This is a genomic window from Candidatus Nitrosopumilus sp. (assembly GCF_029882185.1).
Classification (GTDB): domain Archaea; phylum Thermoproteota; class Nitrososphaeria; order Nitrososphaerales; family Nitrosopumilaceae; genus Nitrosopumilus.
Window position 1 is genome coordinate 1 of the sequence record NZ_JAOULD010000026.1, and the last position, 16,059, is coordinate 16,059.

Sequence of the window (16,059 nt, forward strand, 5' to 3'; positions counted from 1 at the left end):
ATCACCATGTGCATGTACCACAAAAATGGAATTTGTTTTTCCAACTTTTTTTAATGTATATTCATCTCCATCCAAATCTGTGACAATAATATCTGGTATGATATCATTTTCTACAAGTGGTTTAATTGAACTGTCTGCAGCAATTTTAACGATTTTTTTATATTTTTTTAATTTTGGAATTGCTAATGACAATGATGGGCCTGAACCAATAACAAAGACTGTTTTTCCTTTTACCATATTTTTAATTTTTTTATCGATATCGGATTTTTTTAAAATTGAATTTAAAAGAATGGCTGATTTTTTATCTTCTTTTTCACTAAATCTAAACTCTCTTAAAATATCAGAATACCTCTTTTTCCAACCTAAAACCATCATATCACTAAAATTGTATTAGATTTGATAAACCATGTGGCAAAAATTGCAAATGTGAGCGTAGGTGGAAAGAATCCTGTCCGGATTATGGGAATTTTAAACACCAGTCCTGAATCATTTTATAAAAAATCTGTCAATACTAGTAAAACAAATATAAAAAATTCTGTAAAACTGATGGAAAGTCAAGGAGCCGATTTTATTGACATAGGAGGTATGTCTACTGCTCCATATCTGCCTACAATGATTTCAGAAAAAACTGAATCAAAAAGAATTCTTGATGCAATCAAAATTATTCAAAATTCAACAAATCTCCCAATTTCTGTTGATACTTGCAGAGCATCTGTTGCAAGTGATGCTCTAGAACATGGAGTTGAAATAATCAATGATGTATCTGGACTAAAATACGATGAAAAAATGCCAGATGTCGTATCAAAATTTTCCCCATCTTTAATTTTATGTGCATTTTCCCCAAAGATTGTAATTGGAAATCCTATAGCATCATCTAAAAAATTACTTAGAGATAGTATTCAAATAGCAAAAAAATCCAATATATCTCCTGAAAAAATCGTATTAGATCCTGCTATTGGTTTTTTTAGAAAATCTGGCAAAGGCCCCTTTTTTACAAAAATCAAATCAAATTGGCTAGAAAGAGATCTATCTGTACTGAAAAATCTAAATTCTATAAAACAGACTTTTCCTATTCTGATCTCCGTTTCCAATAAATCGTTTATAGGAAAAATCTTGGGAAAAGAAAATCCAAACGATCGAATTTTTGGCTCTATTGCAGCAGAAACTATTTCAGTTATGAACGGAGCTGATATCATACGTACTCACAATGTAGAGGCGACCAAAGATACGATAACGATCACATCCAAACTACTCAATAAACACAAAGGCTTATAATCGATATTTTACTTTCTCAACAAGGTTTCATTGGAATTCAAAGAAGGATTAACTTTTGACGACGTTCTTCTTGTACCCAAATATTCAGATATTACTAGTAGAAGTCAGACCGATCTAACTACAAAATTATCTCGAAATTTATCAATTAACATTCCTTTTGTGAGTGCAAACATGGATACTGTGACTGAGTCCTCTATGGCAGGAACAATGGCTCGTGCTGGAGGAATTGGAATTATTCATAGATTTCTGACAATTAAAGAGCAAGCAAATGAAGTTCTCAAGGTTAAACGTTCTGGCAGTGTTATGATTGAAAATCCATATTCAATTTCTGCAGACAAATCCGTTGAAGATGCATTAACTTACGCAGAGGATAAAGAGATTTCTGGATTGTTAGTTGTTGATTCTAATTCTAAATTAATAGGAATTGTAACTGAACGAGATTTACTATTTGCAAATAAAGCAAATAAAATTCAAGATGTGATGACTAAGGATATTGTAACAGCAAAGTTAGGAGTTACTTTGGATGAATCAAAAGAGATCTTACATAAGCACAGAATTGAAAAACTGCCAATTGTTGATGATTCAGGAATTGTCAAAGGTTTGATTACAAGTAAGGATATTACAAACAATGCCAATTTTCCAAACGCATCTAAAGACAAGAAAGGAAGACCGTTGGTTGGTGCAGCGGTTGGAGTAAAAGGCGACTTTTTAGAAAGAAGTGAATCTCTTTTAGAAGCTGGAGCAGATGTTCTTGTCGTTGACATTGCTCATGGACATAGTGAAAATGCAATGAGCACAGTCCGTAATATCAAAAAGGCGTTTCCAAATTGTGAATTAATTGCAGGAAACATTGCAACTGCTCAAGGAGCAGAAGATTTGATTAAAGCAGGAGTCGATGCCGTTAAAGTTGGTGTAGGTTCTGGTTCAATTTGTATTACTAGAGTAATTACAGGTTCAGGTGTGCCACAATTAACTGCGGTTATGGATTGTGCAAAAATTGGCAAGGATCATGGAATTCCTATAATTTCTGATGGTGGTACCAGAACATCCGGTGATGCAACTAAAGCGTTAGCTGCTGGCGCTTCTACAGTTATGGTAGGCAGTATGCTTGGAGGAACTGATGAATCACCTGGTACTGTTTTGACTAAAAATGGAAAACGATTCAAAGTTTATAGAGGAATGGCATCTTTAGCTGCATCTATTGGAAGAAAATCCAAAGAATCAGGCACAATATCACTTGATGATGATCTTAACGATTATGTTGCAGAGGGAGTAGAGGCAATGGTTCCTTACAAAGGAACTGTAACTGATATCTTAAAACAATTAACAGGAGGAGTACGTTCTGGCTTGAGTTACTGTGGTGCACATACAATTCCTCAAATGCAAGAAAATGCAGAATTTATCAAAATGTCAAGAGCTGGGTTTGCAGAAAGCCAGCCTCATGATGTTTCTTTGATGTAGATAATTTTTTAAGCAGTATCCAGATTTATTCAACCATGCTTTCTAAAAGAACCGTTATTGGATTAGTAGTCGGTACTGCAATTATTGCAATTGGTGGTTATTCTTTACTTTCACATATTGGGACAATTACAATTAATGAAGATTATGTATTAGGAGTAGGTGACACTATACCTTATACAATCCCTGCTCCTGCATCTACTCCACAACATTTGAAAATAGTTGGTGATGCATTTGATCTCAAACTTCAAAGCCCTGCAGATGGATTACAAATTCCACATACTTCATACAAAAAGGAACTTACCTTGGATTGGGTTCACTTGGAAGATGGTGAGACAAAAATCCTGATTCAAAATACAGGAAATACTGAATTATCTATTACTGGGAAATTGATTCGTAGTTCTGATCCTATTTGGTTTACATTTGATCTCATGGTGATTACATCTGGAATGGTAATCATTGGATTTAGCATGGGTTTTACTCTAAGAAAACCAAAAGGGTTTTAGCTTAATTTTGCAGAAGGATATGAACCTAAAACTTTCATAAATAGAGTTTCTTGTTTTATCTTTTCTAACATTTCAGAGATTTTAGGATTGTTTTGATGTCCTTCAAAATCTACATAGAAATTATATTCCCAAGTATTCATTTTTGTTGGTCTTGATTCTATCTTTGTTAGGTTGACATTGTTTCTATGAAAATTCTCTATTATTCTAAATAATGAGCCTGGTTCATGCTTTATTGAAAAAATTATTGATGTCTTGTCGTTACCTGACTCTGAATTACTTGTTTTTGATAAGATCAAAAATCTCGTATAGTTATTCTGATTATTTGCAATATTGTCTAAAATGATTGGCATTTGATATATTTCTGCTGCTTCTCTGCTAGCAATACATGCGCAATTTTCTTTGTTTATTTCCTTGATCATCTTTACACTTCCTGCCGTATCATATGCTGGAATTGTTTTCATGTTGTTTTTTTCAATAAATTTTCTGCATTGACCCAAAGCTTGTGGATGTGAATAAACAGTATCTATCTGTTCAATTTTTCCGGTTCCAATTAAACAATGTTCAATCCTGTGATAGATTTCACCTGTTGCATTAAGAGATGTGGAATATAACAAATCATAACTCTCGCCTACGCTTCCTTCTATGGAATTCTCTACTGGCAAAATAGAAAATTGTGTTTTATCATTACTGGTACTTTCTAATACTTCTGCAAATGTAGTTAGGGGAACTGTCTTAACTTCTTCATTAAAAAATAATTTCGCTGCAGCTTCACTATAAGCTCCTCGTTCACCTTGGAACGAAACATGTATCATTTCTTAGCCTCTTAAATTTACGAAATCACTATTTCCAAAATTTGAAGAAAGTTTTCTTTCATCAATCCATGCACAGTCTGTACATTTTATTGCATCGCGCATTGGAACAACCTTTCCTCCACATTTTCTACATTTGGTAAATAAAATCCCTAAATTTGGTTCACTAATTGATGCATGAATTGTGCCATTAAGATGATTGATAATTTTTAACGTAACAATATCATTAACTAATGCAACATTTCTAATTCTTAAATTTCGTGTTCCACAAACACACTCAACTTTTGATGTTGTTGGTTTTCCATTAATGTAGTCAATTGAAACTGCAATCATGGATGACATTACTGCAACAACTGTTCCAATTATGATATCTCCTACTTTTGGGATTGATAGAAGTTTTGGATGTTTTACGTTGACAGTTCGTGTTATCTTGTCAATGTCTTTTTCTCCAACTGTTGCTGCTCTTACCATATCTCCATCGTCAAAAGCATTATTTCCTGCTTCATATTCTTCAATAGATGCTATTTTGTCTCCTGGAAATATTGCATTTTCAGACATATTGAGAATTTTGCTTTTATGATTATAATTGTTTGTGGCTAGGAGATTGATAAATCATATATTTTCAAAAAATTGATGAAAATCATGAAAGCTCTGGTATACGATGAATATACTGATGATGATGATTTTTCTAAAATCCTGAAAATTAAAGATATTCCAATGCCTGAGCCAAAACCTAATGAGGTGATTATCAAAGTAAAAGCAGCTGCTCTAAACTATGATGATATTTGGGGAATGAGAGGCAAGCCTTTAGCAATTCCATTACCCCATATTTCTGGTACTGATGCAGCAGGTGAAGTAATAGCAATTGGAAGTGATGTAAAAAATATAAAAATTGGAGATAGAGTTGTATCGCATGGTAACATGTCCTGTAGAGTTTGTAAAGCATGTACTGATGGACGAGAATTTGATTGTAGAAAACGAGCTATTTGGGGTTTTGAAACAGGCCCACTCTGGGGAGGTTATTGTGAATTCACACATCTTCCAGAAGTAAATGTTGTAAAAATCCCAGAAGGTGTATCTTATGATGAAGCAGCTGCTGCTTCAATGACTTTGTTGACTTCATGGCACATGTTAGTTGGTAGAGCAAGAATTCAACCCGGACAAATTGTTTTGATTATGGGTGGTAGTTCTGGAGTTGGCAATTATGGAATTCAAATTGCAAAACTTTTTGGATGTACTGTAATTGCTACTGCAAGTCCTGACAAACTAGATAAATTATTGGAATTGGGAGCAGATTTTGCAGTGGATCATAGAAAAGAAGATTGGCATAAGGAAGTGCGTTTGATTGCAAAAACAATCCCAAAATCATCAGGTGATGTACCTGGTGTTGACGTAATCTTTGAACACATTGGTGGAACACATTGGAATAAAGAACTAACTTTGTTAAATTATGGTGGAACTATAGTTACAACTGGTGCAACAACTGGATATGATGCCAAGACTGACCTGCGTCATATTTTCTTTAAAGGCATCAATATTCTAGGCTCTACTCAGGGAACTCGGGCAGAGCTAGAACAGGGCATGTATTGGATGTCACAAGGCAAAATAAAATCAATAATTGATTCAGTATATCCTTTAGAAGAAGCAGCTGTTGCTCATACAAAGATGCTCAAAGGCAAAGGACTGTTTGGAAAAATCTTAATCAAACCTGGGTCTTGATTGACATGGAAGATCCAAAAACAAATTCAATTTTAGATGAAGGCAATAGATTATTTTTACAGGGAAAACTACGTGAAGCAATTACATATTACGATAAAATTCTAGATGAAAATCCAAGACATTTGAGTTCTCTGAATAATAAAGGATATGCTCTAAGTAAATTGAAAGACTATGACAATGCCATGAAGTATTATGATGCTGCTCTGGAGATTTCCCCTGATGATTTGTCTGTATTGATTAACAAAGTCTCATCGTTTCGTAAACAGGGAAATTTTGATGATGCATTATCTATATGTGATGAGATTTTGATGAATAATCCAAAATATAACATTGCACTCTACCATAAAGAACGAATTTTATTTTCAATGGGAAATTTTGATGAATCTGTTGCATGTTGTGATAAAATTCTAGATGATTATCCTCACAATGGGGATGTATTGTTTGATAAATCCTGCAATTTTGTGATGTTATCTAGAAATGATGAAGCATTAGATCTGCTTGAATATGCAATTTCTCAAGGAATTCAATACAAAATTAAAGCAAAAAAATCAAAATCTTTTGAAAAGATCTCAGATAATCTAAGATTCAAAAAATTAGTTTTATAACTATAACCAGTGTGGAATTTCTAAATATTCATCAATGCTTTCTTTTCGTAAAACTTTTAGAAGTGCATTAGCCTGTGGTGTTGATAATACTGGCTTGTCAAATTGATTATCTGTAGAAATTCTTGGGCATGCAACTTGAATGAATGCATCAATTCCTCTAAGATTGTTTAATCTTTCATTTGTAATATCTGTAAGTGCAAATAATTGAACTGTTTTTCCTTCATTTTCTAATTCTTTTTTAAATCTCAAGCCAAACACTTTTGATAATTGTCCTTCTTTTAACCCAATGATTATTCCAAATGATTTTGCTTCTGCGGCTTTGAATATTGCTAGAGTTGCTTTCTTTTTTAACGTACGTGCAAATTCTGTCACTTCCCTTACCTCATTAAAGTATGGATCTAAAATGTAGGTTGGCAAATTAGTAGACAATGCAATTCCAGCTGCATGAAAATTACTTTGTCCTAAAAATACATAGGCATCAACTTCTTTTTTCAACTCTGTTGCAGGATAAAATTCGCATCCAAATACCTGTCCGTCATTTAATTGACCTTTCCCTTTTCCAATTTTTACTTTAATCCCATTTTTTGTTAAAATCTTTTCAACTTTATCCATTTGATGTAAATGTTGACTATCTGTAACTAGTGAAACTAATTTTCCTTCTAGTAATTCTGTACATTTTTCTGCTACACTGTCAAATTCTACATCATCAAAGGCATCAATTAAAACTAAATTTTTTTCTAATGATTCTGTATTAATTGTATGTCCAATATTAAATTGAATTTCTGCTCCTAAAATCTTTGAACCTGTTGTATTCAAATCACAAGTTCCCCATGTTGTATCTGCTAAAACATATGCTGGTATTCCATATTTTTTTGAAATTTTAATTGCCATGTCCTGAACCTGAGGTAACATGCCATCTGGGCCATTTAATGAAACTGATGCTGGATTTTTTTCTTCTATTTCTTTGAAAATTCTTGCTTCATCTATTACAATCAATTGAGCTTGGAATCGTACATTATTAATTTAAATCAACTGAAGCTTACAACAACTAAAAATGTCTGATCAACTAAAGCAAACCATGGAAAATGAAACTGTCATTAATGTTGGATTTGATGATACTGATTCGCCTAAAGGAATGTGTACAACTTTTCTTGCGTACAAAATTGTTGATTTACTACAAAAACAAAAAATAGAATTTTTAGATTTTCCTAGACTGGTGCGGTTTAATCCCAACATTCCATGGAAAACAAGAGGGAATGGGGCTGTTTCTATGAAAATAAAGACAAAAAATCCATCTAAAATAAAAAATCAAATTAAAAATCTAGTCTCAAAATACTCTGATACTAAAAATGGAGCAAATCCAGGACTGGTGTTTTTTGAAAGTGATTTGATTCCCCCCGAATTTACAAAATTTAGCAAATTAGCTTTATGGCAATTGATTAATAGAAATAATGCAAAAAAATTTGCTAAAAAAAATAATCTTGAGATTCATTATCAAGGCAATGGTCAAGGCTTGATAGGTGCAATAGGTGCAATTGGTTATGACTTTGAAGATCATACATTAGAACTTTTAAGCTATCGTAAAAAACCAAAATTTGGAAAGGAAAGAAAGATTTCCGCTGATAGTGTAAAAATTATGCAAGAAAAAACTTCTCCTAATACGTTTAACAGCTTTGATACTAAAAAAGGACGAATTTTAATCACACCTCATGGGCCTGATCCTGTTTTTTATGGTGTTAGAGGAGAAGATGTAGATTCCTTAGTTCATGCTACTAAAATTCTAAAAACAAATGAAAAATTAGATGGTTATATGATCTTCAAATCAAATCAGGGAACTGGTGATCATCTGAAAAATGAATTAAATTTTGAAAACATGAAACCGTATGCATCTGGAAAGATTACTGGAATTGTATCTGACATACCAAAAATTGTAAAAGGCGGACATGTGTTTTTTAAAATCATTTCTAAAAATCATGAATTTTGGTGTGCCGTTTACAAACCAACTGGCATGACTACTGTTGCATCTAATTTGTTAAAAGGTGATAAGATATGTGTAGGCGGAGGTGTTAGAAAAGCCTCAAAAAATTTCCCACGAATAATCAATTTGGAATTCCTTGACGTAATCTCTCTAATAAAGAATACTTTACTATCCAATCCTGAATGTAAAAAATGCAACAAAAAAATGAAATCTAAAGGACTGAATCAAGGATTTCAGTGCATTCGTTGTGGATTAAAATCCTCTAAAAAAATCACTGTTGAAAATTCAAGAAAAATAAAAAACCAACTATATTTACCAGAAATTTCCGCACATAGGCACCTTAGTAGACCTTTGCAGAGAATTGGAATCATAAACAAGTCTACAACATTTGATAATTCTCTTTCATGGTTTTGTGTATATGATAAGTAGCGGGGAGTAGATTTGAACTACTGAACTGCGGGTTATGAGCCCGCCGGGATGACCTGGCTTCCCCACCCCGCTGAAGATAAATGAAGTCGAGCCGTATATACGCTTTATCAAATTCTTGAAAGTAATTAATATGATTTGAAAAGATTGTCTTTTCGTGGACAAAAAAATACAAACCGCTGTAATTGTTGTCGCAATAATTTTCTCTGTTTTGGTTTTAACATCTCCAACTGATCCTATTCCATTACCTGAAATAAATTCAAATTCTAAAAGTGATTTTGTAACCATCATAGCTGAAAACCTTGAGAAACCACGTGCAATTGCTGTTTCTGACAATCGAATTTTTGTTACAGAAAAAGATGGATTGATTAGAGTCATTCAAAATAATACTTTGTTAGAATCACCATTAGCCACATTACGTGCAGCTGATGTGTTTGACGGTGGTCTGTTAGGTATTGCATTACATCCAAACTTTTCAAATAATCATCATCTCTATGTATTTTTAACATATGATGAGGATGGAAATTTGTGGAATAAGATCCTAAGAATTACTGAATCTGAAAATAAGTTAATTGATGCAGAAACTATATTTGATAAAATTCCTGGTTCTTCATTTACAAATGGTGGTTTTATTAAATTTGGACCTGATGAAAAACTGTACGTAGGGACTGGAACTGTTTCTGATGCATCACATCTTCCTCAAGATCTTAATTCATTATCTGGAAAAATTTTGAGATTAAATGATGACGGTTCAATTCCTGTTGATAATCCTTTTTCAAACTCGCCAGTATATTCATTAGGTCATAGAAATCCTCAAGGAATGACTTGGGATGATCATGGAAATCTGTTTGTAGCAGAATTTGGACCGGAAAAAAACGATGAAATTAATCTAATTCAATCAGGAAAAAACTATGGATGGCCTGAACAACAATGCTCTGGAAATAAAAATTTTCAAGACGCAATTCTCTGCTATGATCCAAGCATAGAACCTGGTGGCATATTGTTTTATTCTGGAGACGCATTAAATTTTGAATCTTCATTCATAATGGCTTCTATGAGAGCAGCAAATCTGTATCAACTAGATTTTGAAGAGGGATTGAGTTCTCAAAAATCAATTCTTAGCGGTATAGGACGTGTGCGTGATGTAGTTGAAGGTCAGGATGGAAGTCTTTATGTGATTACTTCAAATACTGACGGGAAAGGTTTTCCAGATAGTATGGATGATAAATTATTGAGGATACTGAAATAAAATGCCTGACTCATCAATTTCAAAATTCTTTGAAAAATCTAGAAAAGAGAGATTAGATGTTATTGCAAACTTTGCAAACCTCTCAAATGAAGATTTGGATATCTTGCAAAACGAAAACGGTGGAATATCTTTTGACAAGGCAGATAAAATGGTTGAAAATGCAATTGGAACATTTTCACTTCCATTAGGAATTGCGACAAATTTCAAGATAAACGGTAAAGACTATGTTGTCCCTATGGTAATTGAAGAGCCATCTGTAATTGCTGCAGCGTCAAAGGGAGCTAAAATTGCACGAATTAAAGGCGGGTTTGAAGTTTCTGCAAATGAATCATTCAGTATTGGACAAATACAGATGTTAGATGTTGACATACCATCTGCCATTTCACAAATTAAGAATTCTTCAAATGAACTTCTTGAACTGGCAAATTCTAAAAGTAACACTTTGTCTAAAATGGGCAAAGGTGCCAAAGAGATTTCATGTAAAGAAATTGATACACCTTCTGGAAAAATGCTCATTGTTGAATTGTTAATCGATGTAGGTGATGCAATGGGTGCCAATGTAACCAATACCATGTGTGAGGCGATTTCTCCTCTAATTGAAAACATCACTGGTGGTAGAGCACTACTTCGAATTTTATCAAATTATTCTACACGAAGAATAGCTAGAGCAAAAGCTGTATTTGAAAAGGAAGCAGTTGGAGGCAAGCAAGTAGTTGATAACATCATATCTGCATTTGAATTTGCTGATAATGATGTGTATAGAGCTGTTACTCACAACAAAGGTATCATGAATGGAACTATAGCTGTTGCAAATGCTATAGGTCAAGATAGTAGAGCTATTGAAGCTGCAGCAAATGCATATGCTGCACAGTCCGGGAAATATCGCTCTCTAAGTACGTGGAGCAAGGATGAAGATGGAAATCTAGTTGGCACCTTAGAAATGCCCCTTTCGGTAGGCATTGTGGGGGGAATAGCAAATGTTCATCCCGTGGCTAAAGTTTGTACAAAAATTCTCGGGGCTACATCTGCAAAAGAATTGGCATGTATTATGACTGCTACTGGTTTGGCTCAAAATTATAGTGCAATTAGAGCTCTTTCTACAGAAGGAATTCAGAAAGGGCATATGCGTCTACATGCAAGAAATCTGGCTGCTGCTGCAGGTGCTACACCTGAACAAATAGATGAAATTGTTCAAAAAATGATTCAAGAAAAGAAAATTTCACTTGATAGAGCTAAAGAATTACTTGAGCAAATTTAAACATGCGATTATATACCTAAAAAGTGAAAAAATTAAAAATGTCTGAAGTAAAATTTGCTATTCCAAAGGGTAGTCTTGAAGAAGCTACATTCAAACTATTAGAAAAATCTTGGACTAAAGTAAATAGAAAGAGTAGAACTTATCGAGTTTATCTAGATGATCCAAACATTGTTGTCAAAATGCTTCGCCCACAAGAAATACCAACATTGGTTGCAGAAGGATTGTATGACGTAGGTATTACTGGTAAGGATTGGGTAGAAGAAACAAATTCTGATGTTGAACCTATCTTAGATTTAGAATATGGCAAAATTAGATTAGTAATTGCTTTTCCTGACAAATATCATTACAAAAATCTTGATGAGATGATTGCAGATTATGGTAAAAAGAAAAAAACACTTAGAATTTCATCTGAATATCTTACAACCGCTTCAAAATTTCTAAAACAATCAAAATCTTACAAAAAATACTATGGTTCAAAAGATCCTTTGATTGTTACTCCTTGGGTAAGACTGGGAAATAACAAAGATGTTCAAATTCATTTGTCTTTTGGTGCAACTGAGGCAAAACCTCCTGAGGATGTTGATGCTATTATGGATGTTACAGAAACAGGTACAACACTAAAACAAAACAAACTCAAAATAGTTGATGAAGTTCTTACCTCTACTGCGCATTTGATTGTAAATAAAAAATCATTGAAAGATCCTAAAAAACGTGAAAAAATCTTTGATATTGTGACTTTGATGAGAGGTGCAGTTCATGGAAGAAAATATTTACACATTTACCTTAATGTGGAAGAAAAAAATCTGAAAAAGCTATTGACACAGATGCCTTCTTTGAAAAAACCTACAGTAAGCCCACTCAGTGAAGAAGGATGGTTTGGAATAAACACTGTAATTAAAAAAGAAGAATTCCACAAACTTATTCCTAAATTAAGAAAGATTGCACAAGGCCTTGTAGTTCACGAACCTAGGCAAATCCTTGAACTTGAGGAGATAAAACGTGACGAAGAAAATTGATGAGAATAATCAAAGTTACAAATGTTGAGAAATTTGCAGCAAGAATAGTCCCAAAACAGCCTCAAAATAACAAAACTATAGTTGAATCCATTCTAAATGATGTTAAAAAAAATGGTGACACCGCAATTAAAAAATATGAAAAAAAATTTACTAAAGCAAATCTTACTACGCTTAAACTATCTCAAAATGAAATTAAAAATGCATATTCTAAGATCTCAAAAACTGAGCTTGATGCATTACGATTAGCAAAAAATAAGCTTGGAAAAACAGAATCTGCTGTGAAATCATTACTAAAGAATGTGACAATTAATCAAAATGGGATAACAATTACAAAAAAATTTATTCCCATTCAAAGTGTTGGATGTTACATTCCAGGCGGATTGGCAAAATATCCAAGCTCTGTGATAATGTCTGTTGTCCCAGCTAAAATTGCTGGTGTCAAAAGAATTGTAGTTGTATCTCCTCCAAATTCTGATGGAAAAATTGATCCATTAACAATTGTATCAGCTGATATTTCAGGTGCTGATGAAATTTACAAAACTGGTGGTGTCCAATCTATTGCAGCATTATCTTATGGTACAAAATCTATTTCAAAAGTTGATAAAATTGTAGGTCCTGGAGGTGCATTTGTAACTACTGCAAAATCTTTAGTCAGTGAACAAACAGGTATTGATATGCTTGCAGGTCCAACTGAATTAGGAATTATTGCAGACAATTCAGCAAACCCAAAATTCATTGCACTGGATTTAATTTCTCAAGCAGAACACAGCAGTGATACTTTTTGTTATTTGATCACTACTTCTGAAAAACTAGCAACGTCTGTAAATAAAATTATTTCAGAATTAATTCCAACAATTCAAAGAGAAAAGATTACTAAATCAAGTCTTAAAAACAATGGATTTATTGGAATATGTAAAACTAATTCTGATATGATTAAACTTGCAAATATTTTGGCTCCTGAACATTTGCAAATAATGACAAAAAATCCTGAATCAATCACCTCAAAAATTAATTCATCAGGATTGGTTTTGATTGGAAATGATACTCCTTCATCAGCAAGTGACTATGTCTTAGGCTCAAATCATATTCTTCCAACAAATGGTTTTGGAAAAATTAGAGGCTCGCTTTCTGTTTTGGACTTTATGAAGGTAAATACACAGATAAAATCATCAAAAAAATCTCTATCAAAGATCTCAAAATATCTTGAAGTCTTGACTAAATCTGAAGGACTTTCTAATCACTATGAGGCAGTAAGAGGTAGATTAGATTGAAAAAAAATTGGTTTGAAGAAAAAATTTCTAAATTTAATTCCATTGGAGGATATCAAAAACCAGAACTCATTCAAGATTCAGTAAAACTTGACTCCAATGAAAACTATGTAATGCCAAAGCAATTCCAAAATGATATACTCTCTTCTGCAAGAAAAAATTCTGACATAAGAGCATATCCTTTAGGTGGCGTTGAAAGATTGATTGATGCAATATCAAAATCCATCAAAATACCATCTGCAATGATCGGAGTTGGCAATGGCTCTGATCAAATATTGGATTTAATTCTTTCAAATTTCGCATCAAAAGAAACCAAAGTTTTAACATCCAATCCTACATTTGGGTTTTTTGAAGAACGTTGTAAATTGTATGACATACCATTAATTGCAATTCCTTTCTCAGATGACATGAAATTAGACATTGCAGATTTTCTAAAACAATCTAAAAATGCAGACATTCTTTATCTTGATTCTCCAAACAATCCAACAGGATTTCAGTTTGCAAAAAATGAATTGCAAAAATTAATCCAATCATTTGATGGTCTTGTAATTGTTGATGAGGCCTATGGAGAGTTTAGCGAATATTCCCTTTCTGATATGGTAAAAACACAAGACAATTTGATTGTCGTCCAAACTCTTTCAAAATCATTTGGCTTGGCAGGAATCCGATTGGGATATTTTGTGGCAAGTAAAAAATTCACTGAGGCTTTCATGAACGTTTTACAATACCCTTATCCTATTAGTACAATCACTATAGAGTCAGGAATTGAAGCTTTAGAAAAATCACATGTTATGAAAGATGCAATTGATAATATCAAAACTGAAAGAAAACGAATCATTGAGACTTTAAACAAATATGATGCATTTCAGGTATTTGATTCCAAGGCTAATTTTGTACTTTTTGATGCACATAGTGCCTACAAGCGAGTTTATTCCGCGCTATCCGAGCAGGGAATAGCAATTCGCAAATTAGGAAAAATTGGCAACCATGATGGCTGTCTTAGGGTTACTATTGGCACAAAAGAAATGAATTCAAAATTTTTATTGGCAATTCGTGATTTATTGGGATGACTCTAACAAAAAAATCTGATGGAATCTATGTAGATGATTCTAAAATCAAAATACTAGAAAAAATAGATGCTGTAATTTTTGATTGTGATGGGGTATTAATTGATATTACAAAGTCTTACGATTTGACAATAATTAAAACAACTCAATACGTTCTAAAGCATTTTGCACACATTGAAGATTCTATTGATGTCGATTCTAAAATTATTGATGGATTCAAAGCTACTGGTGGATTTAATGACGAGGTTGACTTGACATATGCTGCAATTATTTCTATAGTTGCGGCAAAGAAATTAGAAAAAGATCAAACCGATTTCATTTTTGATGTGATAAATCATTCTGATTCAAGCGGTATTGTCTCTGTAGAAAAATTCATCGAAAACCTTGTAGAAATATCTGATATCAAAAAACAATTGTCTTATCCTGGGACTCATCATGAAAATCCATTATATCGTATTTTTGATCAAATTTTCTATGGACCTGAATTATATAAAAAATTATTTAACAACACATCTAGTTTTTCTGAATCTGGATTAATTGAACGAGATGATGTCATACTGGATGATTTTTTGATTGAAAAATTACTAAAAAAATTTAATTCAAAAATTGCCATGGTTACTGGCAGAGGAAAAGAATCTGTGAGTTATTCTCTAAAATCACTATTAAATAAATTTGATTTGAATAATTCTGTATTTCTTGAAGATGAATCCCGTGAGCTTGCAAAGCCAAACCCTAAACCCCTCTTAAATTCAGTCAAGGGAATGAATAGTGCTTTACCTCTTTACGTAGGAGATTCTTTTGAGGACTTTATCATGGCAAAAAAGGTCACTGACTTGGGCAATGAGACTATATTTTGTGGGATTATTGGTACTAGTAAGAATCCTAAAGAAAAATTAGAGTTGTTTGAAAAAAATGATGCTATTTTGGTATTGGATTCAATTCATCTACTACCAAAGGTATTAAATTTAGAATAATTCAATCACATAATCTGTGAGAAAAATGGCACCACGAAAGGCATCAATTAAACGAAATACAAAGGAAACTAGTGTTACTGTATCTGTAAATTTGGATGGAACTGGAAAAACATCTATCAAAACCGGAATAAACTTTCTTGATCACTTGATTGTATCATTTGGAACCCATGGTATGATGGATCTTAAAGTTGGTGCAAAATCAAATGATGGCATTGAACACCATTTGATTGAAGATACTGCAATTACAATAGGACAAACAATTGACAAGGCATTAAGCACTAGACGTGGAATTACTAGATTTAGTTACGCTTCGGTTCCAATGGATGAATCACTTGCTGAAGCTTCAATTGATTTAGTGAAACGCCCATTTTCAAAATTGACTTTATCTATCAAAAGAAACAAAATTGAAGACGTATCAAAAGAAGATCTTGAACACTTTTTCCAATCTTTG

The 16,059-nt window shown here is 33.0% G+C and carries 17 protein-coding genes and 1 tRNA gene; 13 read left to right on the forward strand and 5 right to left on the reverse strand.

The window, feature by feature from the left end:
* A partial coding sequence (locus tag OEW78_RS07375) for a 6-hydroxymethylpterin diphosphokinase MptE-like protein (protein WP_300326302.1) occupies positions 1-375 on the reverse strand: 375 nt, incomplete at its 3' end.
* A 33-nt stretch (positions 376-408) separates the two neighbouring features.
* Between OEW78_RS07375 and folP the strand changes: the two genes are divergently transcribed.
* Genes folP through OEW78_RS07390 form a run of 3 tightly spaced genes read left to right on the forward strand, consistent with a single transcriptional unit; the run spans position 409 to position 3,239 of the window.
* The gene (gene folP, locus OEW78_RS07380; protein WP_300326304.1) at positions 409-1,275 is read left to right on the forward strand and encodes a dihydropteroate synthase; all 867 of its coding nucleotides are present in this window, start codon (positions 409-411) and stop codon (positions 1,273-1,275) included.
* 30 nt (positions 1,276-1,305) lie between these two features.
* Positions 1,306-2,736 (forward strand): IMP dehydrogenase, encoded by a 1,431-nt coding sequence (guaB, locus tag OEW78_RS07385; protein WP_300326307.1) that lies wholly within the window; start codon positions 1,306-1,308, stop codon positions 2,734-2,736.
* Positions 2,737-2,771: 35 nt separating this feature from the next.
* Positions 2,772-3,239, forward strand: coding sequence for a hypothetical protein (locus OEW78_RS07390; protein ID WP_300326309.1), 468 nt, complete (start codon positions 2,772-2,774; stop codon positions 3,237-3,239).
* Here OEW78_RS07390 and pheA read toward each other — a convergent pair.
* Entirely contained in the window at positions 3,236-4,051 is an 816-nt protein-coding gene (gene pheA, locus OEW78_RS07395) for a prephenate dehydratase (RefSeq protein WP_300326312.1), read from the reverse strand. The two genes, OEW78_RS07390 and pheA, sit on opposite strands and share 4 nt — an antisense overlap.
* A gap of 3 nt (positions 4,052-4,054) precedes the next feature.
* Positions 4,055-4,606: an exosome complex RNA-binding protein Csl4 gene (locus OEW78_RS07400; RefSeq protein WP_300326315.1), complete on the reverse strand. Its 552-nt coding sequence runs from the start codon at positions 4,604-4,606 to the stop codon at positions 4,055-4,057.
* A gap of 84 nt (positions 4,607-4,690) precedes the next feature.
* On the opposite strand from OEW78_RS07400, the gene OEW78_RS07405 reads away from it, so the two are divergent.
* Positions 4,691-5,767 carry a zinc-binding dehydrogenase gene (locus OEW78_RS07405; RefSeq protein ID WP_300326317.1) on the forward strand — a complete coding sequence of 359 codons (1,077 nt, stop codon included), beginning with the start codon at positions 4,691-4,693 and terminating at the stop codon, positions 5,765-5,767.
* 5 nt (positions 5,768-5,772) lie between these two features.
* Positions 5,773-6,372 carry a tetratricopeptide repeat protein gene (locus OEW78_RS07410; protein ID WP_300326319.1) on the forward strand — a complete coding sequence of 200 codons (600 nt, stop codon included), beginning with the start codon at positions 5,773-5,775 and terminating at the stop codon, positions 6,370-6,372.
* Here OEW78_RS07410 and dph2 read toward each other — a convergent pair whose 3' ends face one another.
* On the reverse strand, positions 6,373-7,368 hold the full coding sequence (dph2, locus tag OEW78_RS07415; protein ID WP_300326322.1) for a diphthamide biosynthesis enzyme Dph2: 996 nt from the start codon (positions 7,366-7,368) through the stop codon (positions 6,373-6,375).
* A 58-nt stretch (positions 7,369-7,426) separates the two neighbouring features.
* Between dph2 and OEW78_RS07420 the strand changes: the two genes are divergently transcribed.
* On the forward strand, positions 7,427-8,779 hold the full coding sequence (locus OEW78_RS07420) for a tRNA(Ile)(2)-agmatinylcytidine synthase (RefSeq protein ID WP_300326324.1): 1,353 nt from the start codon (positions 7,427-7,429) through the stop codon (positions 8,777-8,779).
* Here OEW78_RS07420 and OEW78_RS07425 read toward each other — a convergent pair.
* Positions 8,777-8,851: transfer RNA gene (locus OEW78_RS07425), tRNA-Met, on the reverse strand. The genes OEW78_RS07420 and OEW78_RS07425 overlap by 3 nt on opposite strands.
* A gap of 82 nt (positions 8,852-8,933) precedes the next feature.
* Here OEW78_RS07425 and OEW78_RS07430 point away from each other — a divergent pair.
* From OEW78_RS07430 to OEW78_RS07460, 7 genes are all read left to right on the forward strand, one after another.
* Positions 8,934-10,025 (forward strand): PQQ-dependent sugar dehydrogenase, encoded by a 1,092-nt coding sequence (locus OEW78_RS07430; protein ID WP_300326326.1) that lies wholly within the window; start codon positions 8,934-8,936, stop codon positions 10,023-10,025.
* 1 nt (position 10,026) lies between these two features.
* The gene (locus tag OEW78_RS07435) at positions 10,027-11,283 is read left to right on the forward strand and encodes a hydroxymethylglutaryl-CoA reductase, degradative (protein WP_300326329.1); all 1,257 of its coding nucleotides are present in this window, start codon (positions 10,027-10,029) and stop codon (positions 11,281-11,283) included.
* Between the two features lie 38 nt (positions 11,284-11,321).
* Positions 11,322-12,299, forward strand: coding sequence for an ATP phosphoribosyltransferase (gene hisG, locus OEW78_RS07440; RefSeq protein WP_300326332.1), 978 nt, complete (start codon positions 11,322-11,324; stop codon positions 12,297-12,299).
* Entirely contained in the window at positions 12,299-13,570 is a 1,272-nt protein-coding gene (hisD, locus tag OEW78_RS07445) for a histidinol dehydrogenase (RefSeq protein ID WP_300326336.1), read from the forward strand. Before hisG ends, hisD begins: the two co-directional genes overlap by 1 nt.
* A complete protein-coding gene (gene hisC / locus OEW78_RS07450; protein WP_300326339.1) occupies positions 13,567-14,637 on the forward strand; it encodes a histidinol-phosphate transaminase in 1,071 nt (356 codons plus the stop codon). The genes hisD and hisC overlap by 4 nt, the downstream gene beginning before the upstream one ends.
* Complete coding sequence (locus OEW78_RS07455) at positions 14,634-15,608, forward strand: HAD family hydrolase (protein WP_300326342.1); 975 nt, start codon at positions 14,634-14,636, stop codon at positions 15,606-15,608. The genes hisC and OEW78_RS07455 overlap by 4 nt, the downstream gene beginning before the upstream one ends.
* 25 nt (positions 15,609-15,633) lie before the next feature.
* Positions 15,634-16,059, forward strand: a 426-nt coding sequence (locus OEW78_RS07460) for an imidazoleglycerol-phosphate dehydratase (RefSeq protein ID WP_300326345.1), incomplete at its 3' end; no start/stop codon positions are given.

What these genes read in the sequence shown, in the direction of transcription:
- OEW78_RS07390 (WP_300326309.1), top strand. Translation starts at nt 2,772, where the DNA reads ATGCTTTCTAAAAGAACCGTTATTGGATTAGTAGTCGGTACTGCAATT.
- pheA (WP_300326312.1), bottom strand. Translation starts at nt 4,051, where the DNA reads ATGATACATGTTTCGTTCCAAGGTGAACGAGGAGCTTATAGTGAAGCT.
- OEW78_RS07400 (WP_300326315.1), bottom strand. Translation starts at nt 4,606, where the DNA reads ATGTCTGAAAATGCAATATTTCCAGGAGACAAAATAGCATCTATTGAA.
- OEW78_RS07405 (WP_300326317.1), top strand. Translation starts at nt 4,691, where the DNA reads ATGAAAGCTCTGGTATACGATGAATATACTGATGATGATGATTTTTCT.
- OEW78_RS07410 (WP_300326319.1), top strand. Translation starts at nt 5,773, where the DNA reads ATGGAAGATCCAAAAACAAATTCAATTTTAGATGAAGGCAATAGATTA.
- OEW78_RS07420 (WP_300326324.1), top strand. Translation starts at nt 7,427, where the DNA reads ATGTCTGATCAACTAAAGCAAACCATGGAAAATGAAACTGTCATTAAT.
- OEW78_RS07435 (WP_300326329.1), top strand. Translation starts at nt 10,027, where the DNA reads ATGCCTGACTCATCAATTTCAAAATTCTTTGAAAAATCTAGAAAAGAG.
- hisG (WP_300326332.1), top strand. Translation starts at nt 11,322, where the DNA reads ATGTCTGAAGTAAAATTTGCTATTCCAAAGGGTAGTCTTGAAGAAGCT.
- hisD (WP_300326336.1), top strand. Translation starts at nt 12,299, where the DNA reads ATGAGAATAATCAAAGTTACAAATGTTGAGAAATTTGCAGCAAGAATA.
- OEW78_RS07455 (WP_300326342.1), top strand. Translation starts at nt 14,634, where the DNA reads ATGACTCTAACAAAAAAATCTGATGGAATCTATGTAGATGATTCTAAA.